At 66.6% G+C, this 25,905-nt stretch carries 15 protein-coding genes; 6 read left to right on the top strand and 9 right to left on the bottom strand.

Annotated elements, in window-relative coordinates; all coding sequences use genetic code 11:
• Positions 1 to 6 precede the first annotated feature (6 nt).
• The 3 genes from VGK32_03195 (at position 7) to VGK32_03185 (ending at position 4,108) form a co-directional block, all read left to right on the top strand.
• Complete coding sequence (locus tag VGK32_03195; GenBank protein ID HEY3380745.1) at positions 7 to 975, top strand: aminopeptidase; 969 nt, start codon at positions 7 to 9, stop codon at positions 973 to 975.
• 113 nt (positions 976 to 1,088) lie between these two features.
• On the top strand, positions 1,089 to 2,699 hold the full coding sequence (locus VGK32_03190) for a hypothetical protein (GenBank protein ID HEY3380744.1): 1,611 nt from the start codon (positions 1,089 to 1,091) through the stop codon (positions 2,697 to 2,699).
• Positions 2,684 to 4,108: a M48 family metalloprotease gene (locus tag VGK32_03185; GenBank protein ID HEY3380743.1), complete on the top strand. Its 1,425-nt coding sequence runs from the start codon at positions 2,684 to 2,686 to the stop codon at positions 4,106 to 4,108. Before VGK32_03190 ends, VGK32_03185 begins: the two co-directional genes overlap by 16 nt.
• A gap of 67 nt (positions 4,109 to 4,175) precedes the next feature.
• Here the strand turns inward: VGK32_03185 and VGK32_03180 are convergent, their stop codons facing one another.
• Together VGK32_03180 and VGK32_03175 are read right to left on the bottom strand one after the other, a co-directional pair.
• On the bottom strand, positions 4,176 to 5,417 hold the full coding sequence (locus tag VGK32_03180; GenBank protein ID HEY3380742.1) for an HDOD domain-containing protein: 1,242 nt from the start codon (positions 5,415 to 5,417) through the stop codon (positions 4,176 to 4,178).
• Between the two features lie 66 nt (positions 5,418 to 5,483).
• Positions 5,484 to 6,260: an aldo/keto reductase gene (locus tag VGK32_03175; GenBank protein ID HEY3380741.1), complete on the bottom strand. Its 777-nt coding sequence runs from the start codon at positions 6,258 to 6,260 to the stop codon at positions 5,484 to 5,486.
• A 228-nt stretch (positions 6,261 to 6,488) separates the two neighbouring features.
• On the opposite strand from VGK32_03175, the gene typA reads away from it, so the two are divergent.
• Entirely contained in the window at positions 6,489 to 8,333 is a 1,845-nt protein-coding gene (gene typA / locus VGK32_03170) for a translational GTPase TypA (GenBank protein ID HEY3380740.1), read from the top strand.
• A gap of 5 nt (positions 8,334 to 8,338) precedes the next feature.
• Here typA and VGK32_03165 read toward each other — a convergent pair whose 3' ends face one another.
• Positions 8,339 to 9,097: a class I SAM-dependent methyltransferase gene (locus tag VGK32_03165; GenBank protein ID HEY3380739.1), complete on the bottom strand. Its 759-nt coding sequence runs from the start codon at positions 9,095 to 9,097 to the stop codon at positions 8,339 to 8,341.
• A gap of 251 nt (positions 9,098 to 9,348) precedes the next feature.
• On the opposite strand from VGK32_03165, the gene VGK32_03160 reads away from it, so the two are divergent.
• Positions 9,349 to 9,660: a PilZ domain-containing protein gene (locus VGK32_03160; GenBank protein HEY3380738.1), complete on the top strand. Its 312-nt coding sequence runs from the start codon at positions 9,349 to 9,351 to the stop codon at positions 9,658 to 9,660.
• 39 nt (positions 9,661 to 9,699) lie between these two features.
• Here the strand turns inward: VGK32_03160 and VGK32_03155 are convergent, their stop codons facing one another.
• From VGK32_03155 to VGK32_03130, 6 genes are all read right to left on the bottom strand, one after another.
• Entirely contained in the window at positions 9,700 to 10,137 is a 438-nt protein-coding gene (locus VGK32_03155) for an FKBP-type peptidyl-prolyl cis-trans isomerase (GenBank protein HEY3380737.1), read from the bottom strand.
• A 22-nt stretch (positions 10,138 to 10,159) separates the two neighbouring features.
• Positions 10,160 to 13,057 (bottom strand): FAD-binding and (Fe-S)-binding domain-containing protein, encoded by a 2,898-nt coding sequence (locus VGK32_03150; protein ID HEY3380736.1) that lies wholly within the window; start codon positions 13,055 to 13,057, stop codon positions 10,160 to 10,162.
• A gap of 38 nt (positions 13,058 to 13,095) precedes the next feature.
• A complete protein-coding gene (locus tag VGK32_03145) occupies positions 13,096 to 13,509 on the bottom strand; it encodes a response regulator (GenBank protein ID HEY3380735.1) in 414 nt (137 codons plus the stop codon).
• A 159-nt stretch (positions 13,510 to 13,668) separates the two neighbouring features.
• Positions 13,669 to 16,593 carry a pitrilysin family protein gene (locus tag VGK32_03140; GenBank protein HEY3380734.1) on the bottom strand — a complete coding sequence of 975 codons (2,925 nt, stop codon included), beginning with the start codon at positions 16,591 to 16,593 and terminating at the stop codon, positions 13,669 to 13,671.
• Between the two features lie 20 nt (positions 16,594 to 16,613).
• A complete protein-coding gene (locus VGK32_03135; protein ID HEY3380733.1) occupies positions 16,614 to 18,149 on the bottom strand; it encodes an MFS transporter in 1,536 nt (511 codons plus the stop codon).
• A gap of 235 nt (positions 18,150 to 18,384) precedes the next feature.
• Positions 18,385 to 19,902, bottom strand: coding sequence for a bifunctional UDP-sugar hydrolase/5'-nucleotidase (locus VGK32_03130; GenBank protein ID HEY3380732.1), 1,518 nt, complete (start codon positions 19,900 to 19,902; stop codon positions 18,385 to 18,387).
• 363 nt (positions 19,903 to 20,265) lie between these two features.
• On the opposite strand from VGK32_03130, the gene VGK32_03125 reads away from it, so the two are divergent.
• Positions 20,266 to 25,896, top strand: a complete 5,631-nt coding sequence (locus tag VGK32_03125) for a carboxyl transferase domain-containing protein (protein ID HEY3380731.1) — start codon at positions 20,266 to 20,268, stop codon at positions 25,894 to 25,896.
• Positions 25,897 to 25,905 lie beyond the last annotated feature (9 nt).

Here is a 25,905-nt window from a genome sequence, read left to right as displayed (position 1 = left end):
CTGACCATGATATCGATCTCTCCGGAACTCCTCTCCGCCTCCGCCATCGCCATCCGCGACTGTCTGGGCGCCCGCGCTGGCGACAAAGTGCTCATCGTCACCGACGAGCCAATGAGGAAGATAGGGTACGCCCTGCATCGGGCCGCGAAGGACCTGGAGACAGAGGTGCTCCTGGTGGACATGCTGCCGAGGAAGTCGAACGGCGAGGAGCCGCCGCCCGACGTGGCCGAGCTGATGCTGAAGGCCGACATCGTGCTGTGCCCCACGTCGAAATCGCTGACGCACACCGACTCGCGGCGCGCCGCGAGCGCGCACGGCGCGCGCGTGGCGACGCTGCCCGGTGTCACCGAAGAGATCATGATCCGGTGCATGAACGCCGACTATCACCAGATTGCGGCGCGCACGTACCGTCTGTGCGAGAGGCTGGGAAAGACACGTGTGGTCCGCGTGACCGCCCCAGCGGGGACCGACATCACGATGCCGATCGCAGGTCGCCCCGCCCACGCCAGTTCGGGCCTGTTCCGCGACAAGGGGCAGTGGGGGAATCTTCCGACCGGCGAGGCGTATCTGGCTCCGCTCGAGGGACAGTCGAACGGCGTGGTGGTCGTCGATGGCTCGATGGCGGGTGTGGGAATGGTGACGCAGCCGTTGCGGATCGTGGTGGAGCATGGCTTCGCCACCGAGATCACGGGCGGGCCGGAGGCCGCGAAGCTCATCGCGCTGCTCGAACCGCACGGGAAAGACGCCCGTACGGTCGCCGAGTTTGGCATCGGTACCAACGACAAGGCCATGCTGACGGGCGTCATCCTCGAGGACGAGAAGGTGATGGGCACGATCCACATCGCCTTCGGCGACAACAAGTCGATGGGCGGGACCGTTCGCGTGGCGAGCCATCTCGACGGGTTGGTCAAACAGCCGACCGTGTGGTTCGATGGCGCGAAGGTCATGGAGGACGGCCGGCTGCTGCTCGATTGACGCGGGCGCCTCGCGTTCGACATACTCAATTCGTTCTCCCGGAGATCCCCCAGTCCCCGCGCGTCTCTCCGTGGTCCGTGGCGACCCGGACAGGTCCATCACGAGGAGCCCGAGTGCAAGACGGCCGCAGCCTTCCCCCTGAATCGACGGGGCCGTCCCTGGACGAGCTCGACGCCCTGCTGGCGGATCCCGACCGGTGGCCGACGCTCGATCCCGACCTGATGCGGCACCTGCTGTTCTTCCAGTGCCTGTCCTACGGCATCAACCCCGAAGACGAGACGATTCCGCGCCTGATGGCGCTCTACAAGGTCGGCGTCGAACGGCTTCCCGCCGAGGTGCGCCTGCAGGTCGTGCGCCACGTGGCCCGTGCAATCGAGCGGGTCCATCGCGAGCGCGACATCCGCGATGGCGCGGGCTGCACCAACGGCCTCCTGCCGTTCCTCCTCGAAGACCCCGACCCCGGCGTGGTTGGCGTCGCCGCCCTCGAGATGGCGGTCCTGATGCCGATTGAGGATGGCGATCAGCTGACAGGCCCGCGCTACGTCCAGTCGCTGGTCGGTCAGGTCGCGAGCGACGATGCGAAGGCGGGCATCCTGTCAGGCCTGTTGCAGTTGGGTGATCCGCGCGTGGCCCCCCTCGTTGAGAACGGGTGGACACCGCTCAGCGAGGACGGCCGCCAGACACTGGCGCTGCTCATCCAGGGATTCCGGGGCCTGTCCCTGCTCACGGCCGACTTCCTGTTGGCATGGTTGGAGGCCGAGTCGAACCAACCCGCTTCCGCGACATTCGGTGTGGTGGCGGCAACGATGGCGCGGGCGGGCGGCCACGCGGCCGAACACGGCCTGCTCGAGTTGACGCGTGCGCTGCCGGTGATCGACGCGCCTGAGACTCAGCCGTTCACGGTCGCACGCAGGTGGACGCTCGACGAGTACGGGCCGACCATCGCCAAGCGACTGTCGCGGGCCGCGCGGGCCGAGCGCCCTCCCCAGCTCATGCCGCACGTGCTTCGCTACTGGGGCTTCGGCGAGGTGGCCTACGACCTGGCATTGCGGGCGGCGGCTCCGGCCGCACGTGCCGCGACCATGCCCGATGAGCCGCTTCTGTGCGAGCCGACTCCGCTCGAGATCACGCCCGAATGGGACAGCGAGGAAGGTAAGCTGCTGGAGTGGGGTGTGCTGGGCGCCAGCGGCCCGACGATCCAGACGCTTCGGGTCGCGCCACTCGTCGACGAAGGCGTCTCCCTGCTCGTTCACACGATCTACCACCCGAGCCGAAACGTATCGCAGGTTCGGGCGGCGATTCCCCTGTCGGAATCACCCGCGCGGTTGGGTGACGTGTTGCTGGCGGCGTTTCGCGCCAACGGGCGCGGTGGCGTCTGGTTGATGCGCGGACTGCCGGCATACGTCTTCGCGTCCGAGTCTCTGGCGATGACGCTCGATCTTTTGACCGACCTGGTCGTCAACGCCCAGATTGCGGCTGCGCGCGTGCTCGAGGAGGACGAGACGCTGTCAGATCCCGATATCCACCTACAGTTCCTCGAACGGCTGCGGCATCCGTCACCGACACCGGCCGTGGTTCCGGAGGAGCCCGACGGCGTCGGCCTGCGAGCGCCTGCTGATCGGGCAGCGTATCGACGATGGCTCTCGGTGGCGGCCGACGCCGGGCACGTGGCCTCGCTCCGTGAGCAGATTCCTGAAGCGTGGGAGCGATGGTCCGCCTCCTGAAACCGGTGCTCGTCGTCCTCGCAATTCCCGTCCTCGCGGGCGTCCTCTCGCTGATGGCCAGGACCGAGTGGGAGGCGCGATGGGACGCCAACCTCGTCCGGCAGGTCGTCCGCCAGGGACAACGTCCGAACGGACGACTGATTGCGCGCTTCTCCCTGGCCACGCTGTGCCACGACGGGCGCACGGCCAGCCAGATCCCGCCCTGCGGTCCCTACAGTCTATTCGGGAGGATTGTTCCGGTCGCCGCCATCGTGGCCGGTGTGGGATTGCTGCTCCTGGGCGGCATCGCGGCCGCCGGGTACGCGTGCCGGGCCAATCCCCGTCGACTTTCCGCCGTGTTTCGCCCAGTGCGGCTCATCTCCGCGTGGGCGATCGTCCTTCTCATCCTGCTGCACACCGCGCTGGCTGTTGCCGCGTGGCTTGTGATCAGAGTGGTGTTCGAAAGGTGGGCCCGTTCGTCGGTCATTGTCGCGGCGCTCGGGGCGCTGCTCGCGGCCGTCGCCATGATTTGGCTCGTGATCGGCGTGAGTCGGCGGTCGACCGCGGTCGTGCTGGGGCGCCAGCTCGTTCAGTCGGCGCATCCGAGGTTGATGGAAGCGCTCAGGGCGCTGATGCCAGACGCGGTCGCCCGGACTCCCGATCACGTGGTGGTCGGTCTCACGCCGGGGATCTTCCTCTCCGAGGCGGACGTGGTCTCGCTCGATGGTCGGTTGCGGGGGCGGACGCTCTATCTGTCGCTAGCGTCGTGCCGCCTCCTCTCGGTTGAGGAGTGGCGGTCGTTCGTCTCGCACGAACTCGCGCACTTCGACGGCCGCGACGGCGAACTGGCTGCCGGCTTCTACCCGCTGTACACGGGCGGCCGCCGGGCCGTGGACGGGTTGCGGAACCGAGTGCGTGGTCTGATGTCGATCGTTGCGTGGCCTGTGCTGAGCCTGGTGTCGTTCGTCTACGACGCGTTTGCCGCCGGTGAGCGACAAGTCGGGCGGGCGCGTGAGTTCGAGGCGGATCGGGCGGCGGCTGCCGTGACATCTCCAGCTACCCTGGCGACGGCCCTGGTCAAGCTGACCGCCTTTGGCCCGGCCTGGGAAACCGCACTCGACGCCATGGACGCGGCAGCGGCGGCGGGCACGCAGTACGTCAATGCCGCGGAGTTGTTCGCGGAGATTTCTGCGCTCAACGCGGGATCGGATCGCCTGCGGGGCCAGGGCGTGCTCGGTCTGGCCCATCCGACGGATACCCACCCGGCGCTCGTCGACCGGCTCGCGGCGCTCGGTGTGACCCTGGCCGATGTGGCGCGCGAGAGCCTCGACACACGGCCGCCGACTTCAGGTGTCTCACTGATCGATGGCTACGTGGAACTCGAACGGGCGCTGACGACCGCGCAGCATCGGGCGCTGGCAGGGCACTGAGTCCCCAAGTGCAGCATGCGGGAGGTCGAACGCGGATCGCGAGGGAGTGCAGGCAGCTGTCGATCGGCTACGATGGCCACTCGAAGACGTTGCGGGTCCAATCGATCGCTTCGAGGTAGGAACTCGGCAGCGCACCCTCACTGAAACCGGCGGTGGAGGCCAGCGCGCACGCCTCATCCCAGCGGCCCCGCTCGTACGCCGTGACGCAATCGAGAACCGCCCGCAACGGATTCTGTTGTCCGAGCAGCGCCTGCTTGATCTCGGGCGACAGGGGCAGCATCGACACGATCTTGTCCATCGGCTGCTCGAGGATGACGTCGAGCAGCGAAAACATGCCGACCAGAAAAAGATCGCTGCCCTGCGCGGCCAGTCCCGCAGGTGCGGCCAGCATCTCGCACAACCGGGCCCGCAGCGTCGAGACAATCACGAGCTCGAAGGGCTGATCGCGGGCCATTTCGGCCATCGCCCACACGGTCGCACACGTTTTGATTTCGCGCTCACCGAGCAGCACGAGCGCGTGCCGAATCGACGAGGTTTCCACTCGGAAGCCGTACGCGGCCGAGTTGACGCGGCGCAGCAGCCGGAAGGTAATGGACGCTTCCTGCTTGATGACGTCCTCCAGCCGGGACAGGTCGATCTCGGCCTGGTTCAGTTCCTGGAGCAGCCGCAGATAATTCAGACGGAACCCGGGGATGGCCTTCGACGCCATGACGACCGGACGAGCGAAGAAGTAGCCCTGGAAGTACTGGAACCCGAGTGCCGCGGCTTCGTTCAAGGCCGCGCGCGTCTCAACCTTCTCGGCCAGTACGTGGCAGCGTTCCGTCCGGTACTTCCGCGCCAGCGAGCCGCGCGAATCGGCGGGCGTCTGCAGCACGTCGACCTTGATGAAATCGGCGAACTCGACGAACGCCATCCGTTCGGGCTCCTCGACATAGTCGTCGAGGGCGATGCGGTAACCGGCGACCTTGAGCCGGCGGCAGGCGGCGAGCGCCGCCTCGTCAGCGGCGACCGATTCGAGGATCTCGATGACGACATCGCGGGGTGAGAGGGCGAACGCGAAATCGTCGACGAGTGCGGAATGGGTGAAGTTCACGAAGGCAGGCTTCTGGTCCGTCAAGGTCCCGAGCCCCACCGACATTCCGTTGCTGATGACGCGCGAGGTCGGGATCTCTGAATCGAAGCCTGTGGCGAAGTAGTTTTCCGGGCCGGACCGGAACAGCAACTCGTACGCATAGACGCGCTGCCGCTCGTCGAAAATCGGCTGACGGGCGACGAAGACATCGGTGGCGGCGGTGAGGTTGGCACCCATCCGACGACGAGACTCCTCTCGGCCGTACTAATCGGCACCCCGGGAAGCGAACTTGAAGCGAAACAGCTACTTGTTGTAAATCGCGTCGCCCACACGCCGCATCCACGCCAGTTCCGACTCGTCCATCGGGCCGAGTTCCGACGCCCGGACGGCATCCTCGACGTGTGCCCCTGTGGCCGGTCCAGTCATGCAGACGTCAACGACCGGGTTGGTCAACACGAAGCGATAACAGTCGGCCGCGGTCGGGACGCGTTCGCCTCTTGGGACACGCCGAGGGTCGAGCAGTTGGCGCCAACTCGTGGCGGTGAACGACACGATGCCAGGACGATGATCGGCGGGCAGCGAGGGGAAGACATCCCGCTCGGCGCCCCGGTGCACGGCGTTGTAGCGGACGTGTACGATGTCGATGCCGGTTCCGTTCGTCAGAGCCGGGACAACCGGGCGGGCGTGGGTGGAGGCCGCGATGAACCGGACGAGGCCGCGCGCGCGCAGCCGTTGGCAGGCGTCGAGGACTCTTTGTGGCGGCTGGCGATTCCACATCCCGAGAAGAAGCACATCGGCATGGTCCCGTCCGAGCGTGCGCAGTGCGCCCTCGAGACTGCGTTCGATGGCCCACCCGAACGGCGCGTACGACTGGATGACCAGCACGTGCGGATGCGACCGCGATGCAGCCCGCCGCAGTGCTTCGGCAAACGCGCCGCGGCGGCGGCTGCCCCAATAGACATACGTCATGCCGGCGTCGATGGCCCGCTCGACGGCAGTCGCCGGTACACCGTAGCTGGCGCTGATGCCAAGGGCACCGACCGACAGGCTGGTGCGTCCGAGTGTTCGTGGCTGAAACATCGCGCCTCCATGTGACGCAGCACCAGGACCGGGGAACAAGGGGCAGCCCGTGGGACGGTGAGTATTCTACAGCGGGGCAGGCCCGCCTGCTCGTCGCGCACCCGGCGACCGAATCGCGCCCGGTCTACTTACCCGATGGGCGGCGCGGCTGCTTCGCGGCGGACGCGCTGAACCGCCTCGGAGGGCGTCAGGTGAGCGGCAATCGGCGGCGCACGCTATACTGGTGGGATGCCTTTATCGCGAAAGCCGTCGTTGCCCATCGCCAACCCGCTCCTTCGAAACGTTGCCATCATCGCGCACGTCGACCACGGCAAGACCACGCTCGTGGACGGGCTTCTCCGTCAGAGTGGGGTGTTCCGGGCGAACGAGCGAATCGCCGAACGCGTGATGGACAACACCGATCTCGAGCGCGAGCGCGGGATCACGATCCTGGCGAAGAACACGGCCGTCAGGTACCACGACTACCTCATCAATATCGTCGATACGCCGGGCCACGCCGATTTCGGCGGCGAGGTCGAGCGCACGCTGTCGATGGTGGACGGCGTGCTGCTGCTCGTCGACGCGTCGGAGGGCCCGCTGCCGCAGACGAGGTTCGTCCTCCGCAAGGCGCTCGAGCGCAGGCTGCCGCCGATCGTCGTCATCAACAAGATCGATCGACAGGACGCGCGTGCCCAGGCGGTGCTCAACGAGGTGTACGACCTGTTCATCGACCTCGACGCCAACGAGGAACTCCTGGGATTCCCGGTTCTCTACACGAACGCGCGTGAAGGCACCTCCAGCCTCGACGCCGAGACCCAGGGGCCGGATCTCCGGCCCCTGTTCGACGCGATTGTCAAACACGTGCCGCCGCCGCGGGGGGATGCCGACGCGCCGCTGCAACTCCTCGTCGCGAACCTCGATTCGAGCGACTACCTGGGACGGATTGCGATCGGCCGCGTGTTCAACGGCCGGGTGCGCATCGGGGACCAGGTGGCTGTCTGCAAGCTGGACGCACGGGTCCAGGAGACCAGGGTTACCAAGCTCTACGCCTTCGACGGGCTGAAGCGCGTGGATATCACCGAGGCGGCCGCGGGCGACATCGTCTGCCTGGCCGGGATCGATGACATCACGATCGGGGAGACGATTGCCGACGCCGAGCACCGGGTGGCCATCCCGCCCATCGCGGTGGACGAGCCCACGGTCTCGATGGTGTTCGGCGTGAACACGTCCCCGATGGCCGGCCGCGATGGCCAGTACGTCACGTCACGCAACCTGCGCGACCGCCTGATGAAGGAGTTGCTGGGAAACGTGTCGATCCGCGTCGAGAACACCGACTCCCCGGAGCAGGTCAAGGTGGTCGGCCGGGGCGAACTGCAGCTGTCGATCCTCATCGAGATGATGCGGCGCGAGGGCTACGAACTGCAGGTGTCGCGACCGGAGATTGTCACCCGGGAGGTGGACGGTCGGGTGATGGAGCCGATCGAGGAGCTCGTGATCGACGTGCCCGAGGACTACCAGGGCGTGGTCATCGCACAGGTCGGGTCGCGCCGGGGCACGATGACCCGGATGGTGAATCACGGGAGCGGCCGTGTCCGCCTCGAGTTCCGGATTCCGACACGCGGCCTGATCGGACTGCGATCGCAGTTCATGACCGACACGAAGGGCACCGGGATCATGAACCACCTGTTCGCGGGGTGGGAAGCGTGGCACGGACCGATCCCGGCGCGGGCGACTGGAGCCCTGGTCGCCGACCGGTTGGGCGGCGCGACCGCCTACGCGATCTGGAACCTGCAGGAACGAGGGGAGATCTTCATCGCGCCCGGCACAGCGGTGTACGAGGGAATGATCATCGGCGAGAACGCCCGCAGCAACGACATGGACGTCAACGTCACCAAGGAGAAGAAGCAGACCAACATGCGCGCCTCGACGGCCGACGAGGCGATCCGCCTGGTCCCGCCACGCGTGCTGGGTCTCGAGAAGGCGATCGAGTTCATCAAAGACGATGAACTCGTCGAGGTGACTCCGAAGACGATCCGATTGCGGAAGAAGATCCTGCAGGCGAACATGCGGCCGAAGCACTGGGAGGGCCAGTAGCCTCGCTACCTGGCAACGATGACCGTGTCGTTCGACTCGGTCGGCACGAATGGCGCGTCACCAACCGTGCCGAATACGGTCCGGTTGGAGAAGCCGCCGGCGGCGAGGATCTCCTCCAGTTCGGCCCGCCGCCAGCCGTGCAGGTACACGCTCCTCGTGGATACGACTTCCAGGGGCGGTTCCGCGTCCGGTCGATATCGTAGCGTGGAGGGCGTGAAGACAACCGTGCCGTCTGCGCGCGGCGTCATCAGACGCAGGAACACGGTCTCGGCGCCGCGCTCCGCGTCATCTTCCCGAAAGTTCAGCGGCAGGAAGCGCTGCCCCTTCTCGAACACCCTGTCGTAGTTCAGAACCTGCAGCAACCAGGCCGCGCCCGGGCGGAGCCGACGACGCAGGCCGGACACGAGTTGTTCGATCGTGCCGCGCTCCGTGAGGTGCGGCAGCGTGTTCCCGAGGCAGATGGCCCCGTCGAATGTGCCGTCCACCAGGCTCCCGACATCGGCGATGTCGCCTTCGATGAACCGGAGGTTCGCCGGCAACGGCGTGTCCATCGCCTTTTCGATCATCGTCGGCGACGAGTCGATGCCGATGACGTCGAATCCCTTTGAGGCGAGGAACCGGCTATGTTCGCCGGTGCCGCTCCCGAGGTCGAGGACACGACCCCCGGTTCCCAGCACCCGCTGGAGGAACGGCCACTCCCGGTCGATGCGCTGTGGCCAGGCGACCAGTCGGCGGTAGTCCACGCGCGAGTAGCGATCCTCCACGGCCTCCTCCAACGCCCGGCGAGCGTGCTGCGGGGCGACTTCCTGTCACTGTAGCCCGTGAACGAGGGCATCGCAAGCCGACGAGTCAGTGACCTGCGCTGACGTGCGCTGCCGGCCCCCCCGGACCTCCGCCTGGCCACCGCGGGTCCGGGGAAGCCGGGATTGAAACGGGGATGGACGATTCGGCGGAGGCTTGATAGTCTCTGATAGGCAGAGCGCCCCCTTTCCCTGGCTCGGCGTGGTCTTCAGCCATGAGTGAATCGGACCGTCGGAAGTCGACACGCATCACGTACTTTTGTGAGGCCGAGCTGGAAGGCATTGACGTCAGTCGGCTCCAGGTGCGGATTGCCGACTTGAGTGTTGAGGGTGCGTTCGTGGATGCCCGCACGGTCCTGCCAAGTGGATCGGTGGCCCGCCTTCGTTTCACCGTGCTGGGGAAGGAGATCACCGTCCAGGCCGAGGTGCGGTACAGCATGCCGTCGTTCGGCATGGGCATGCGCTTTCTCGGCCTGTCCCCGGAGAGTCTGGCGTTGATCGAGCGGCTGATCGCAGAACACCGGTGAGGTGCCGGTCCCCGCCTGGCGGCGGGGACCGGTGTGCCGCTAGACGATTCCGAGCAATTCCACTTCGAAGATCAACTCGGCGTTGGGCGGAATCAAGCCTCCCCCGGCTCCGCGGGCGCCGTACCCGAGCGCGGGCGGGATGATCAGCTTTCGTTTTCCACCGACCTTCATCCCGGCGACACCCTGGTCCCATCCAGCGATGACCTGTCCGCCACCGAGATTGAACTCGAACGGCTGTTTGCGATCAACCGAGGAATCGAACTTCTTGCCGTCGGTCAGCCAACCCGTGTAGTGCACCCGCACGGTCTGCCCCTTCTTCGCCTCGGCACCGGTGCCGACCATGAGGTCGACGTATTTCAGGCCCGTCGGGGTCGTGATCACCTTCTCGTCCATGGCGCCTCCCGCCTTCGTCGCCTGGCTGGCATTGAGGCCGGCGACGGCCACCACCACGGCGAGGATCGTCAACGATCGCTTCATCGGCTACTCCCTTCACAACGCTTCATGGTATCGGTAGCGCAGGTGCGCTGTCGATCGGTTTCGCAGGCTCCCGTGTCGCCCATTCGAGCAGGTACAGGTACGAATGGTACACGTGTCCGGTGGCCCGAGTGAGGCCGATCTCACACGTGCGGCTGCTCGAGTAGTGGCCATCGGCGACGACCTGGCGAACCTCGTCCGCCTCGCGGCGAGTCGCGCTGGCGGTCAACTCGGGCACGAGCCATCCACGGTCGCCGGCGAAGGCGCAGCACCCGGCGTCGAGCGGAACCACGACGTCATCGGCGCAGGTCCTGGCGATCTTCTCGAGCGCCGGCGAGAGTCCCATCTTCACGACCGAGCACACGGGATGCAGGACGACGCGCGAGCGCGTTCGGTGTGTCTCCAGCCGAGGCAACAGCGTGTCGGCGGTGAATTCGATGCTGTCCAGGATGGTCAGCCGGTCGAAGCACCGCTGGTTTTCCTCGGTGAGAGCCGGCCGACAGGTGCGAAGGCCCAACGTGCACGGGCTCGTGTCCACCACGACCGGCAGGCGGCCCCCGTCCGTCCAGCGCCACATCGCGTTGACCGTTCGATTCACGGTTGTCCGGTGAGCGCGCACGTAGCCCTTCGACGAGAACGGGACGCCGCAGCAGTGCCCCTCAGCGTCATCCGGGATCCAGATGGGCGCCTGGGCGCGTGCCGCGAGTCGGGTCATCACCTCGATCAGGCTCATCTCGGCCCGCTCGCCCGGCAGCGGCCCCATGGTCCTCGAGACGCAGGACGGGAGATAGACGGCCGCCGCCGTTGCACGATCGTTCGCTCCCGGGTTGTGTCGTTGCCCGTGCGCAGGGCCAGGCATGGGCGCCAGCCAGAGCGGCGTGGTTCGACGCAGGAGCAAACGCGGCAGCCGGCTGAGCAGGGTGAGTGTGCGCGTGCCGGCGACACGCTCCACGAGTGTGCCCGCCCGCAGGCCGAACCGGACAAGCGTCTCGACGGTGGAGAAGTGCGCGGCGGCCCAGACAGCCGCGCGGTGGCCGAACGGCACGTGGTGCGCCGTCCGAAGCTGCTTGGTGAGCGAGCCGGTGTCGATCCCGACGGGACATTCCGTCGCGCACAGGCCGTCGGCCGCGCAGGTGTCGAGCGAGTCGTACGGGACATCAATGGCGATGGCGGCAAGGGTCTCGGCGCCGGCCTCATCGTCTTTCAGTCGTTCCAGCTCGCGCAGCACGACGATGCGCTGCCGTGGCGTCAGCGTGAGGTCACGGCTCGGGCACCTCCACTCGCAGTAGCCGCACTCGATGCACTTGTCCACGCTCTCGTCGACGTCCGGAAGCGACTTCAGGTGGAGAAGATGCGCGTCCGACGACGCGGCGATGATGACCCCGGGATTGAGCACGTTGTCGGGATCGACGAGCGCCTTGAGCCGGCGCATGATCCCGAAGGCCTCGGGGCCCCACTCGGTCTCGACGAAGGGCGCGATGTTGCGCCCCGTACCGTGCTCGGCCTTGAGCGCACCATCGTACCGTCGGACCACCAGCGTGACGACGTCCTCCATCAAGCGGGCGTATTGATCGATCGCCGGCTGGTCGTTGAACGACTGCGTCAACACGAAGTGCAGGTTGCCGTCGCGTGCGTGGCCGAAGATGATGGCGTCATCGTACCCGTGGCGGCGCAAAAGCGCCTGCAGATCGACGACCGCGTCTGCCAGGCGGTCCACTGGGAACGCGACATCTTCGATGATGACGGCCGTCCCACGCCTCCGCGTCGCGCCGACTGACGGGAACATGCCCTGGCGCACCTTCCAGAGCGCTGCCTGCTCGACGGCATCGTGCGTGAAGGTTGCGCGCTCGAGCAGCACGAGGATCCGTGTTGCATCCGCCGCCGCGGATTCGAGTTGCCCGCGCGCCGACTCGTGCTCGGCCTGGAACTCCACGAGGAGGCCGGCTGCCTCTGCGGGAAGGCCGGGTATGCCCGGCGGAACGCCCGGCTGCCGCTCGATCGACCGCAGCGCGGCGCGATCCATGACCTCGATCGCGGCCGCACCGGCGTCGCGAAGCGGCACGATCGCCGCGCAGGCGTCCCGGATCGTGGGAAACAGCAGGAGCCCGGTGTATTTCACGGGACGATCGACAACGGTGCGGAGCACCGCGCTTGCGATGAACGCGAGCGTGCCCTCGGAGCCGACGAGAAGATGCCTGAGGATCTCGACCGGCCGCTCGAAGTCGAGGAACGCGTTGAGCGAATACCCGGTCGTGTTCTTCGTCAGGTACTTGTGCCGGATGCGGTCCGTGAGTGCGGGGTCTGAGGCGATTGTCTGCCTCAGGTCCAGGAGGCCCTGTGCGAGGGCCGGCTCGAACTCCCGAAGTCGGTCATCCGCTGCCGGATCCGCGGTGTCAACGACCGTTCCCGACGGCAGCACGAAGACGAGCGATTCGAGCGTGTGATACGCGTTCTGAACGACGCCGCAGCACATCCCGCTCGAGTTGTTCGCCAGGATGCCGCCCATCATGCAGGCGCGGATCGAGGCGGGGTCTGGGCCGATCTTCGCCCCGAACGGTCGCAGGCGCGCGTTCACGGCGGCACCAATGACACCCGGCTGGACCCGTACGCGGCGACCTCCGTCGAGAACCTCGACACTGCGCCAGTCGCGTGAGAGGTCGGCGAGCACACCTTCGGTGACGGCCTGACCGGACAGGCTGGTGCCGGCGGCGCGAAACGTGACCGGGACGCGGTGACTCCGACACACCTCGAACAGCGCGCGGATCTGGTCGATCGACTCGGGACGGATCACGGCCTTCGGGACCAGTCGATACACGCTGGCGTCGGAGGCGAAGGCAGTGAGATCGATCGGCCGAGTGAGGACGCGTGAGGGGCCGAGGAGGGCGATCAGGTCCTGATGAAGCCGGGATTCGGAAGTCGACACGCAGGCAGTATAGCGCCCGATGACCGGGTCCTCGTCACTCAAGAACAGTCTGCTGTGCCGGAAGCAGGCGCCGACGGGGCAGCCACGGGAGCCAACAGCTCACGGATGGCCGCAGCCAGATCGGCACATTCAAAGGGTTTCGCCAGCGTGGCGTCAGCGCCCAGGGCCGCGGCCATGGCCAGGTAGGGTTCAGGCGCGTGGCGTCCGCCGCCCGAGATCGCGAGGATCTTCACGTCCGGCCAGCGACGCTTGACGATGGCGGTTGTCTCGATGCCCTCGCTCTCCGGCATGATCAGGTCCATGATGACGAGGTCCACGGGCATCGCCTCGAGCTGCTGGAGGGCGTGCTTGCCGTTGGTGGCCGTCACGGCGTTGTGTCCCAGTTTTCCGACCATCTGGACCAGAACACTGCGCACCTGGGGTTCGTCATCGACAACGAGAACTCTAGCCATAGTCTATTCACGGGCCGCGTACGCGGCGTCGGGGCCCCACCGTCTCCGGGCGCGGTCTCGCCGGTGATTGAGGCCGGGATTGTGGGGCACCACAGGAGGATCGACCCCGACCCAGACCGGTAATCGGCACGCCGGGCCGGCTCATGAGAGCCGTGCCGACTACTTGGCGAACACCTCCGCCACCGGTGTGATCCGGACGTGGGCCAGGTCGATGCCGAGCTTGCGACTCCCGATCACCTTGTCCTCTTCGAGAAGAGACGCGGGCCGCTGGCCGTCGTACTGGATCGGCGAGAACTCATCGGTGACAAGGCGCCGCTCGAGGCCGGCCGCGTCCTTCGTGACGATCACGACCGACAGATCTTTCGACGACCAGTGCTTCCGAATCGCTGCGTTGACTTGCTCCAGCGTCATGCCGGCCAGCGCCTTCCGCATGCTCTCGGTGAACTCGCCAGTGCCGTACCACAGTGAGTCGAGCGCGTAGCCGAGTTGCTCATCCTGGCGCGCGGTCATGACGAAGACGCTCTTCATCAAGTAGTCCCGCGCCTCCTCGAAGTCGGCCTGCGTCAGTCCCTTCGTCAGGAGTTCATCGAGCTCGTGGATGGCGATGCGCAGCGCCAGATGGCCGTTCTCGGGCACGACCGGGCGGATCCAGAGTTCGAAGATCTGAGCCTGCCGAGCGAGGTTGGGGTCGGGGACGAACTGGAACATCCCGCGCGGGAACACCTCGATGTAGGCGTAGTCGCCATAGTTCATCCCGCGGATCTCGCGGATCCGCTGATAGAGGCGGCCGTTCGACGCGCGGTGCTCTCCAAGCCACACGCGGGCCACCGACAACGCGGCAAAATCGGGATGCGCGCGCGTCACCGCGATGGGCAGACCGAACGAGATGGACGTGCTGCGCGTGTCCTTTTCGATGATCTCCACCTCGATGCCGGATGGCCGCGCGCCGGCGACGGCCACCCGCGGCCGCGCATGGCCCGCCGGGAGCCGTCCGAGCTGTTGTTTCAGGAGATCGACCAGTTCGTCGGGCAGGTTGCCGCTCATCCCCACGGTGAGGTTCGCCTGGGTGTAGGCGGTCCTCACGAACGTCTTCACGTCATCGATCGTGATGGCCCTGATGCCTTCGAGCGTGCCGACCGCCGGGTGACCATACGGGGTACCTCGGAAGATATTGGCCTGGAGCCGTTCCTTGCCCAGTTCTTCCTCATTGTTCGATCGGAGGTCCTCGGTCAGCGCGTTCAGCTGGGTCTCCTTGATCCGCCTGAAGTCCTCGTCGCGGAACCCCGGCTCGAGCAGCTGCGGCAGCACCGTGCTGACGAACTTTCGCCAGTTGTCACGGTGAATGACGCCCGTGAACGTCGTCATCTCCTTGTCCACCTGCCGGACGAACGACCCGGCCATCGGGTAGAGGACCGCGTTGATCTGATCGGTGGTGAGGGCCTTCGAACCGGCGTCGGCGATCATGCTGGCCGCAAGTGCCGACAGCCCTTCCTTGCCAGCCGGGTCGTGGGCAGATCCGACCGCGAAGAGGAGCTTGATGTCGAGTTGCGGCGTGACCGATTTCTGCAGGACGAGTTTCCTGTCGGCGATCGGCGCGACGCCGGTCGGGACAGCCAGCGATCGGGGGCTGATGATCGGCGTGGTTGGCGGGGCCGAGTGACCGGCCGCCGGAGAGAGCGACGCCAGTTGGGGCAGTGCGGCCATTTGCGTGGGGAGGGCCTCGTTCGACAGCGTCGTCACGATCAGGCCGGCATCGGTGAAGTACTTCTGCGCGGCGTTCTGCAGGTCTGACGGCGTGAGCGTCTCGTAGACGCGGTACAGGTTGTTGATCGTGGTGTACGAGCGCTTGTAGGCGACGAAACTGGACAGAAGGCCGGCAATCCGTTCGGTGCTGTCGAGGCCTCGGGTGACGCCATAGCGATTCGCCGACTTCGCCTCGTCGAGGCGACGCGCGGTAACCGGTACCGTGCGGGCACGCGCGATGGTCTTGAGAACCTCGTCGCGCACGTAGACTGCATCCTCCGTCTTCTTCACGCGCGCGATGACGGTGAACAGCCCGGGATCCACGTTGCCCGGGTTGTTGGCGCCGAATTCATCCACTTTCTGCTCGGCGACGACCAGCTTCTTGTAGAGATCGGACGTGCTGCCAAAGTAGAGCGCCGCGATCATGTCCATCGCCGCGTAGTCCTTGTCCGCGTCGGAGAACGCAGGGGCGCGGAAGCCGACGCTGACCCAGGGCACCGTCGGTGTGGCCCACGGTACGTGCGCGTAGATCGGTCCCTTCGACGCGGGTTCCTGGGGAATGGGCACCGGCGTGGCGGAGCCGCCCTTCCACTTGCCCCAGTACTTCTCGACCATTGGCACCACCGCCTTGGGATCCACGTCGCCGGCCACGACGAGCGTGGTGAACTGTGGGCGGTACCAACGGTTGAAGAAGACCTTCGAGTACTCGTACAGCGTGGGCATCGCCTCGATGTCCTTGAGAAAGCCCATCGTCGTGTGTTTGTAGGGGTGGACGGAGTAGGCCTTGTCGCGCTGGACCTCGAAGAGTTGCGCGAGCGGATTCGCGTTGTTCTTGTTGTACTCGCCCAGAATCGCGCGCGACTCGGTCTTGAAGTCGGCTTCCGAGTAGGCCAGGTTCTGGAACATGTCCGCGTACACCTTGAGCATGGTCTCGAGGTCGCCCTTCGAGAACGTGCAGTAGTACGACGTCACGTCGTCGCCCGTGCCCGCGTTCTCGCGCGCACCCGCCCTGGTCATGATCTGCTGGTACGTCTCCGGCGGATAGGTCGGCGTGCCGCGGAACATCAGGTGCTCGAAGAAATGGGCAAAGCCCGACTTCCCGGGCTCAACCTCGTTGCGCGAGCCGGTCTGGACCGGAATCTGCACCGAAACGATGTTGGGGAAGCCCGTCGGGACGACGATGATCTTCAAGCCGTTGGCGAGCGTGGTCTCGGTCGCCTTGAAGGGAAGGATGTCGGGCGCCGCCTTTGGCGCCACCGCCACCGGCGGCTGGGCCTGTGCGAACAACGAGGTGGCCACACAGACCAGGAGCAACGCAAGAAACAGGTGGAATCGCCGCATTGAACCTCCTGCCCGCGCGGCTATCGTGCGCGATTCATGATGAGACCAAGGCCACCGAGAGCGAGGAAGATGAGGGCCTGGATCGATGTCCGGTTGGCGAACATCAGGAAGAGCAGCGATTCGCCGCTCTTGGCCTGCTGCGCCAGCGCCGAGCCGTACGCCGCATAGAGGAAGTAGAGTCCGAGCAGCCCGATCGCGACGTACACGACCCTCATCGCGATCAATGCGCCCCGTCGCGATGCCGGGGTGTCCTCGCCGAACTTGCGGGAGAACACGACCAGGCCTGCGGCCGCGACGATGTCCAATGCCGCGAAGAGAAGCCAGAACAGGCGGGCCCGCGCCGGTGCCATCGCCGAGTTGATCACGGGCGTCATCAGCCGCGCATACAGGAACGACCCGATGTTGGCGCCGAGCAGCGATCCGAACACGCCGTACAGGAAGGCGTAGCCCATGTAGACGGCCTTGCGGTCCGGAGGAGCGACCAGGCCGACGAAGCTGTAGTACTTCGGGTGGGCGGTCATCTCGCCGACCGAGAACACGGCGATGCCGAGGATGAACACCCACGGGTTCTGCGAGGCCGCCAGGCACACGAACCCGAGCGCGCCAATCAGCATCCCCGTGACCATGGTGCCGAGCGCCGGCCGGTTCTTGACGATGCGGCTGACGACGACCTGGAGCAGGATGATCGTGCCGGCGTTGATGACCGTGACGTGCTCGGCGTCGAAACTGAACGTCCAGGACAACCCGATCGACCGGAAGAAGGAGGTGAGGGCCGCGCTGACCGGCCCTCTGTCCACGAAATCGCGCAGGTAGTAGAGCACCGTCCCGAAGTTCTGGAAGTAGAGAATCCAGAAGCCCGAATACACGACGATCATCAACATGAAGCGCGCGTCGCGCAGCACCTCGACGGCGCCAACGAGCACGTCCCTCAGTTTCTTGCTGTTCTCCGGCCGCGGCGGGTCCTTGTAGACGAACAGCGTCGGGAGCAACATCAGGCCGGTGTAGAGCGACGACGCCATGAAGACGTACCGCCACGAGAATCCGCGCAGCACCGAGACGATCAAGGGCGCGAGGAACGCGCCCACGTTGATCATCCAGTAGTAGATGCCGAATCCGAACGCCGAGTTGGTTTCGTCGGTCGTTCGGGCGATGGTGCCGGAGATGATGGGCTTGAACAGGCCGGAGCCCGTGGCCATGACGAGCAGCGCCAGGAACACCATCGCGTAGCTCGACATGTTGCCGGCGGCAAAGTACCCCGTGGCGAGCAGCGAGAACGCGACGAGCAACATCCGCCGGTAGCCGTAGCGGTCGGCGAGTGCGCCGCCCAGGATGGGCAGCACGTAGGTCGCCGCGTAGACGATGCCCTGCAGGAAGCCGACTGCCTCAACCGAGGCCCCCAACCCTCCGCTCGCGACGCTGCTCGTCAGGTAGATCGCCAGGACGGAGTTCAGGCCGTAGTACGCGGCCCGCTCGAACAACTCCATGACGTTCGCCGTCCAGAACGTGGACGGGAAGCCGCTGCGGGCCGGGGCGTGCGTGTCAACAACGCCGGACATATCACTCCTTGGGAACGGGCGAGGTCGCTCGCCTGTAGCGGGATTCGGTAGCGCGGGGATCATACCGCGTTACCACGGCAAGGATGAAGGAGGAAGGGGGAAGAAGGAAGGATGAAGGATGAAGGAGGAAGGAGGAAGACGGAAGAAGGAAGGATGAAGACGGAAGGAGGAAGGAGGAAGGATGAAGGAGGAAGGATGAAGGAGGAAAGGGGGGCGGGGCCGCCTCGGCGGCCCCCTACCGGACGACGATTCGGCGGCTGTCGTAGGCTGGCGTAATCGTCCCCTTCTGCCGGACGTACTCGATCAGCGTGTCCACGCGCGGCTTGCCGGTGTCCTGAACGGTGATTCCCTTCAGCGCGACGCTTGCGAAGTAGGAATTCGTCACGCCCGTGTACGTCCGGTCGTCCTCGAGCGGGCGGCCGCCAATGGTCACTTCGGCCAGCGTCCGGTTCTGGAGCCTGTAGCGGATGCCGGACACCGCGGGTGCGTGGCGCTCGAGCAACTGCCGAAGTTCACGTCCCGTCGCCTTGAAGAGCACCACGGTGTTGTTGAACGGATCGAGCGTGATCAAGTCGCCCCGGGTGACCGCGCCGCGCAGGAGAGGCGCCCTGACGCCGCCCAGGTTCTCCACGGCAAAGTCGGTCTTGAACATCTCGCGGATCGCGTCGGCCATCAGGTTGTACTCGGCCATGTCGTCACCGCGGCCGCTGAATTCTCCGTCAGCCTGGCCGACGACCTCGCCGTAGCGCGGCGCGATGGGCTGCCAGAACTGGTTCACCACCGCGGCGACGCCGGCGTCCTCCTTGATGTTGGAGGTCACCGGGATGAGCCGGGCCCGGTACCGCTCCACCTGCCAGACGCCCTTCCCATCCTTCTGGAACAGCAGGTCGAGGCGTCCGAGTTCGCCGCCCCATTGATGCGCCTGCACGATGACGGTGCCGCCCACCGAGGTCGCCTTCAGGTCCTCCGAGTGCCACACCATCTCTCCGGACGCGAGACGGGAGTGGGAATGTCCGCCGACGATCACGTCGATCTCCGGAACGGCCTCGGCCAGGCGCTGGTCCACGTCTTCGCCCGAGTGGGAGAACAGCACGATGATGTCCGCCTGCGGACGAAGCGCGGCAACCGTCTTGCGCGCACTTTCGATCTCGTCGGCGACGTCGAACGCCTCCTTCCCGGCAGGGTAGGTTGCAGCTTCGCGCGTCATCAGACCGAAGACGCCAATCCGTACGGGGCCAACGTTCCTGATCACGTACGGGGTCATGGCGGGCTTCCCGGTGGTCCGATCGGTCACGTTGGCGCAGACCAGCTGATACTTCGCCATGCCGATCAGCTTGCGGACCTGCGCAACCGGGTTGTTGAACTCGTGGTTCCCCAGCGTACCGAAGTCGTAGCCAGTCGCATTCATGGCCGCCACATCCGCCTCCCCGTGATACTCGATGGAGAACGGCGTGCCGTCCGAGTAGTCCCCGACGTCCACCAGCCACGCCTCGCTCTTCTGACCGGCGAGTCCGGACCGGATTGCCTTCACGATGCTCGCGCGGCGGGCGATGCCACCGATGTCCTTGTAGAGACGGAGGCCCTGTAGTTCGCGCCCGGACGCTGCGGCATCAGGGTAGCTGAACGGCTGGAGATGCCCGTGGGTGTCATTGGTGTGGAGAATCGTCAACGTCACCGGCTGTGCGACGGCGGTGCCGGCGGCCAGTAACAGGCTGGCGGCGAGAAGACAGAGACGACGGGTCGGTATTTTCACGAAACCATCCTCGGCGTGTTGGGCTTGGACCGGGCTCGACGTGAGCCGACCCTCATCCTAACGCAGCCCGCCCGATTCGCGAAGGTGCAAAGTGCGGAACAGATGAGGTAGCGACAGCCTCGTGAAATGCGCATGGTGGCGCACGCGTCGTGGGCCTGCCTGTTTCCACGGCCCGGCGATCCTCACCACGGCCTGCGCCGGTCCGATGCGGCCGTCCGCCACGCCTTCGCCATGTGTTCGCCGTCCGCGTCGGTCTCACCGTTCAATGAGGTACAATTGACGGCTTTGTCGGGCCGTCGGCGTGGCGCCGAGACGATGGGCGGGACCGCACCCGTCATCACCTTGATACCTACAGAGGTCCTCATGTCCGCAGACTTCCAGCGCGTCGCCATTGTCAATCGAGGCGAACCGGCGATGCGCGTCATCCACGCGATCCGCGAGTTCAACCTGGAACGGGGCACGGGCATCAGCACCATCGCCCTGTTCACCGAACCCGACCGACGCGCGCGTTTCGTCCGCGAGGCGGACGAGTCGTTCGACCTGGGGCCCGCCACGTTCGTGGACGAGGCCGACGGCCAGCGCAAGCCGACCTACCTCGACTACGCCCGGCTCGAGCAGGCCCTCGTGTCGGTGCAGGCCGACGCGGTATGGGCCGGCTGGGGATTCGTGGCCGAGCGCGCCGATTTCGTGGAGCTCTGCGATCGGCTCGGCATCACGTTCATCGGCCCGACGGCCCTGGCCATCAGGCGGGTGGGCGACAAGATCTCCGGGAAACGGCTGGCCGAGCAGGCGGGTCTTCGTGTGACGCCGTGGGGTGGGGAAGCCGCGTCCACGCTCGATGTGGCCTGGGTGCACGCGCAACGGCTCGGGTACCCGGTGGTGGTGAAGGCGTCGGCGGGTGCCGGCGGCCGGGGAATCAGGCGCGCCTGGAGCGAGGCGGGACTGGCGGCGGCATTCGACAGCGCGCGGCGGGAGGCCGGTCGCACCTTTGGCGACTCGACGGTATTCGTCGAGCGGTGGCTGGAGGGCGTCCGGCACGTCGAAGTCCAGATCCAGGCCGACCAATACGGTGCCATCTGGGCGGTGGGCGTGCGGGACTGCACCATCCAGCGGCGATTCCAGAAACTGATGGCCGAGGCCCCCTCGCCGGCGCTGCTGCCCGGCGAGGACGAGGCGATCAAGGAAGCGGCCATCCGCTTCTGCCGTGCCGCCGACTACCAGGACGCCGCGACTGTCGAATTCCTCTTCGATCCGTCCACCCGACAGTTCTTCATGATGGAGGTCAACCCGCGGCTCCAGGTCGAGCATCCGGTGACCGAGCACACGACCGGCGTGGATCTGGTGAAGCTGTCGCTGCACGTGGCGCGCGGCGGCCATCTCGAAGGCCAGGCCCCGGTGACGACAGGGCACGCGATCGAGGTGCGTCTGAACGCCGAGAACGTGGACTCCGGCTTTGCGGCGGCGCCGGGCGAAATCGAGCTGTTCCGCCTGCCGACCGGCCCTGGTCTCCGCGTCGATTCGGGCGTCGCCGAAGGCGATGTCATTCCGGCCGAGTTCGGTTCGATGTTCGCCAAGCTCTCGGCCGTCGGCCATACACGCGAGGAAGCGCTGGGCCGGTTGAAGCGCGCACTGGCCGAGAGCGCCATTGCCATCAAGGGCGGGACGACGAACCGCACGTTCATGCTGCAACTGCTGGACAGGGAGGAAGTGCGGGCGGGACGGGTGGACGTGGGATGGCTCGATCGTGCGAGCGCGCGCCCCGACTTCGAACCGGGGGAGAACGCCGGGATCGCGCTGCTGCAGGCTGCCATCGAGGTCTACGACACCGAGGCGAGTGGCGAGTTGGAGGAGTTCTTCTCCGGTGCCGCGAAGATGCGTCCGAGCTGCCGGCCGGACGTTGGCCGCCAGGTGGAGGTCGGGTATCTCGGGCACCGCTACCAGTTCAAGGTGTACCGGCAGGGCGTGCAGGAGTATCGGATCGACGTGGCGGGCACCCGCATCGACCTGAACGTCGAACGCCTCGGTCCGTGTGAGCGCTGGATCACGCACGGCGAACATCGCTACCGCGTGCTGTCGGTGGCGCAGGGTTACACGCACCTGGTCGAGGTGGATGGTGTGCCGCACCGGATCTCACGTGCTGACGCCGGGATCGTGCGGGCGCCGGGGCCGGCGATGGTCGTGTCCGTCAGCGTGCAGCCGGGGGACCACGTGTCGGCCGGCGATCGGCTCGCCGTGCTCGAGTCGATGAAGATGGAGTTGGCGGTCACCGCACCGTTTTCGGGCGTGGTCCGACAGGTGCTCGTAATGGCCAACGCGCAGGTGGGCGCAGGCGGGCCGCTCGTCCACGTGGATGCGGCGACTGCCGCCAAGACGGGGGATGGGGCCGGTGCACGGGTGACGTTTGAAGGCGTGGCGCTGTCGCGCGACCGGCAGGAGCGCCGCGTGTCCCGGACCCGCGCCATCCTGCGGGGAGTGAAGGCGGGCCTCGGCGAGTTGAAGCGCGGACCCGCTCACCGGGCCCCAATCGCGCTGCAGAACCTGCGCCGCCTGATGCTGGGCTTCGACGTGGATCCGGCCGAATCCAAGCGACTGGTCAGCGAGTACGTCCGCGCGTGTCAGGCACTCGACGACATCGAGCCGGGGCGCCGGCGGGCCGAGGACGATCTGCTGCGGATCTTCGTGGACATCTCGGCCGTGTTCGCGCGGCACACCGCTCCCGAACGTAACGAGTCCGGCGGCTCGCTGAGCGCCGAGGAGTATCTGTTCACCTACTTGCGGACGCTCGAGACGCGCGGGGGGGACCTGCCGAAGTCCTTCCTCGAGAAGCTCCAGCGAGCGCTGGCGCACTACGGGATCGATTCGCTCGATCCCACACCTGCGCTTCGCGAGAGTCTGCTGTGGATGTTCAAGTCGCACCGGCGTGTCGACCTGCAGGTCGACGCCGTCGTCGCGCTGCTGGAGCAGCGCCTCGCGCGCAGTGACGCGTCAGATGTGCCGGGGTTCCTCGGATTGCTCGATCGACTGATTGCCGTGTCGCGTCAGCGGTACCCGAGCGTCAGCGATATCGCGCGCGATGTCCGCTACCGGGCGTTCGACCGCCCCGGCTTCGAGGAGTCGCGCCGTTCGATCTACGCGACGATGGAAGCGCACCTGGCGACGATGGCGCGGGATCCGTTCGGAGCCGATCGGCGCGCGCGGATTGCGGCGCTCGTCGAGTGTCCGCAGCCGCTGAAGGAGTTGTTTGCCGTGCGGTTCGAGGCAGCCCCGCCGGTCGTGCGCGAGGTCATGCTCGAGGTGCTGACGCGGCGCTTCTACCGCATCCGCGAATTCACCAGCTTCACGGCGCTCGAGACGGGCGAGCGGAGCGTGGCGGTCGCGGAGTATGCGCACGAGCACAAGCAGGTCCACGTCATCGCGACCCACGCGGTGGACCCGGACGCCCGGAGGGCGCTCGAGACCGTGCAGCGCGTCGCGCTGTCGTTCCCGCGCGATCACGACGTGGTGGTGGATCTGCATGTCTGGACCCGCGGTGCTCTCGACAATCCGGACGCGGCGTCCGAAGAACTGCGTGGGCTGCTCGACCAGGCCCGGTTCGACCGCCCGGTACGTCGCGTGGTCGTCATGGTGTCCGGCCCCGGCGTCCAGGCGGCCACGGGCCAGACGCAGTACTTCACGTTCCGCCCGGGCCCCGCGGGCTTCCGCGAGCAGAAGCTCTACCGCGGCATGCACCCGATGATGGCCAAGCGCCTCGAGCTCTGGAGACTCCGCAACTTCTTCGTCGATCGGCTGCCGTCGGTCGAGGACGTGTACCTCTTCCACGGCGTCGCACGCGACAATCCGAAGGACGAGCGACTCTTCGCCCTTGCCGAAGTGCGTGATGTCACGGCCATCCGGGATGGCAACGGCGGGCTGGTGCAGGTGCCGCACCTCGAGCGGATGATGATGGAGGCGTTGAACGCGCTTCGTCGCGTGCAGTTGCGGCGCGCGCCGGGTGACCGCCTGCAGTGGAACCGCGTGCTGCTGTACGTTCGTCCGACATTGCAGCTGAAGAAGGAGGAACTCGAGGCGGTCGTGCGTCGGATGGGATCCGAGGCCGAGGGGTTGGGGTTGCAGAAGGTCGTGGTACGCGCCCAGATTCCGGACGAGGGCGGGACGCCGCACGACACCGTGCTGCGGGTGTCGGTCTCGGCGGGCCAGGCCATGGCGCTGCAGTTCAACGAGCCGTCGGCAGAACCGATTCGACCGCTCACCGAGTACGCCCAGAAGGTCGTGAGGATGCGTCAGCGCGGCCTGACGTATCCGTACGAGTTGATCCGCATGCTGACGCCGTCGCGCGAGGCGATGCAGGCGGACCTGCCACCGGGTGAGTTCGTCGAACACGACCTCGACGCCACCGGCCAGCTCGTCCCGGTCGACCGGCCGTACGGCAAGAACACCGCGAACGTCGTCGTCGGACTGATCGAGAACGTGACCGAAAAGTACCCGGATGGGATGACCCGCGTCATCATCCTGGGCGACCCGAGCAAGGAAGTCGGGTCGCTGGCCGAACCCGAGTGCGCGCGCATCCTGGCGGCCCTCGACATGGCGGAGCGGATGCGCGTGCCGCTCGAATGGTTCGCCCTGTCGGCCGGCGCGAAGATCTCGATGGAGAGCGGCACCGAGAACATGGATTGGATCGCCATGGTCCTGCGGCGCCTGATCGAGTTCACGCAGGCCGGCCACGAGATCAACATCATCGTGATTGGCATCAACGTCGGCGGCCAGCCCTACTGGAACGCCGAGGCGACGATGCTGCTGCACACGCGCGGGATCCTCATCATGACGCCCGAGGGGGCGATGGTGCTGACGGGCAAGACCGCGCTCGACTATTCGGGGTCGGTGTCGGCCGAGGACAACCAGGGCATCGGCGGCTACGAGCACATCATGGGCCCGAACGGACAGGCGCAGTACTGGGCCCGCGATCTCGGCGAGGCGTGCCAGATCCTGCTGCGACACTACGACCACACCTACGTCGCACCGGGCGAGCGCTTTCCGCGCCGGGCCGTGACGCGCGATCCAATTGCCCGCGATGTCCGAAGCTATCCGCACGGTGACGTGCAGGGCACCGGGTTCGAGACGGTGGGCGACATCTTCTCGGACGAGAAGAACCGGGGCCGCAAGAAGCCGTTCGACATCCGCAAGGTGATGCGGGCGGCGAGCGATCAGGACCACGAACCGCTCGAGCGCTGGCCACACATGCGCGACGCCGAGAACGCCGTGACATGGGACGCGCACATCGGGGGGTACCCGGTCGCCCTGCTCGGGTTCGAGTCGCGCGCGGTGCCGCGCGTCGGCATCGTTCCGCCGGATGGTCCGGAGCAATTCACGTCCGGTACGCTGTTCCCGATGGCCTCGAAGAAGGTCGCGCGGTTCGTCAACACCGCGAGCGGAGTCCGACCGCTGGTCATCCTCGCGAATCTCTCCGGCTTCGACGGGTCGCCCGAGTCGATGCGGCGACGCCAGCTCGAATGGGGTGCCGAGATCGGCCGCGCGGTGGTCAACTTCAAGGGGCCGATCATCTTCTGCGTCATCTCGCGCTATCACGGCGGGGCGTTCGTCGTCTTCTCGAAGACCCTGAACGAGAACATGGAAGTGGTGGCGCTGGAGGGCACGTACGCGTCTGTCATCGGGGGCGCGCCGGCTGCGGCCGTCGTGTTCGCGCGTGAGGTCGATGCGCGGACGCGGAAGGACCCCCGCGTGCAGGGGCTGCAGCGCGAACTGGAGCAGGCGTCGGATTCGGCCAAGGCTGCCATCCGATCGAAGCTGTCCGAAGTGACCCGCTCGGTGCGGTCGGAAAAGCTGGGACAGGTGGCCGACGAGTTCGACGCCGTCCACTCCGTACACCGCGCGCTGCAGGTCGGCTCGCTCGACCGGATTATCCGGGCCGCAGATCTTCGACCTTACCTCATCGACGCAATTGAGCGCGGCATGGCCAAGGAGCTCGAAAGAAAGTAGTTCCGACCC

This window comes from Vicinamibacterales bacterium, assembly GCA_036504215.1.
Classification (GTDB): domain Bacteria; phylum Acidobacteriota; class Vicinamibacteria; order Vicinamibacterales; family Fen-181; genus FEN-299.
The sequence above is the reverse complement of the archived record's forward strand: the minus strand, read 5'-3'. Positions and strand labels throughout refer to the sequence as shown.

Bases quoted from the DNA above. Each gene is read 5' to 3' on its own strand.
- VGK32_03160 (HEY3380738.1), top strand. From the start codon at position 9,349: ATGAGTGAATCGGACCGTCGGAAGTCGACACGCATCACGTACTTTTGT.
- VGK32_03140 (HEY3380734.1), bottom strand. From the start codon at position 16,593: ATGCGGCGATTCCACCTGTTTCTTGCGTTGCTCCTGGTCTGTGTGGCC.
- VGK32_03155 (HEY3380737.1), bottom strand. From the start codon at position 10,137: ATGAAGCGATCGTTGACGATCCTCGCCGTGGTGGTGGCCGTCGCCGGC.
- VGK32_03125 (HEY3380731.1), top strand. From the start codon at position 20,266: ATGTCCGCAGACTTCCAGCGCGTCGCCATTGTCAATCGAGGCGAACCG.
- VGK32_03175 (HEY3380741.1), bottom strand. From the start codon at position 6,260: ATGTTTCAGCCACGAACACTCGGACGCACCAGCCTGTCGGTCGGTGCC.
- VGK32_03180 (HEY3380742.1), bottom strand. From the start codon at position 5,417: ATGGGTGCCAACCTCACCGCCGCCACCGATGTCTTCGTCGCCCGTCAG.
- VGK32_03185 (HEY3380743.1), top strand. From the start codon at position 2,684: ATGGTCCGCCTCCTGAAACCGGTGCTCGTCGTCCTCGCAATTCCCGTC.
- VGK32_03145 (HEY3380735.1), bottom strand. From the start codon at position 13,509: ATGGCTAGAGTTCTCGTTGTCGATGACGAACCCCAGGTGCGCAGTGTT.
- VGK32_03195 (HEY3380745.1), top strand. From the start codon at position 7: ATGATATCGATCTCTCCGGAACTCCTCTCCGCCTCCGCCATCGCCATC.
- VGK32_03135 (HEY3380733.1), bottom strand. From the start codon at position 18,149: ATGTCCGGCGTTGTTGACACGCACGCCCCGGCCCGCAGCGGCTTCCCG.
- typA (HEY3380740.1), top strand. From the start codon at position 6,489: ATGCCTTTATCGCGAAAGCCGTCGTTGCCCATCGCCAACCCGCTCCTT.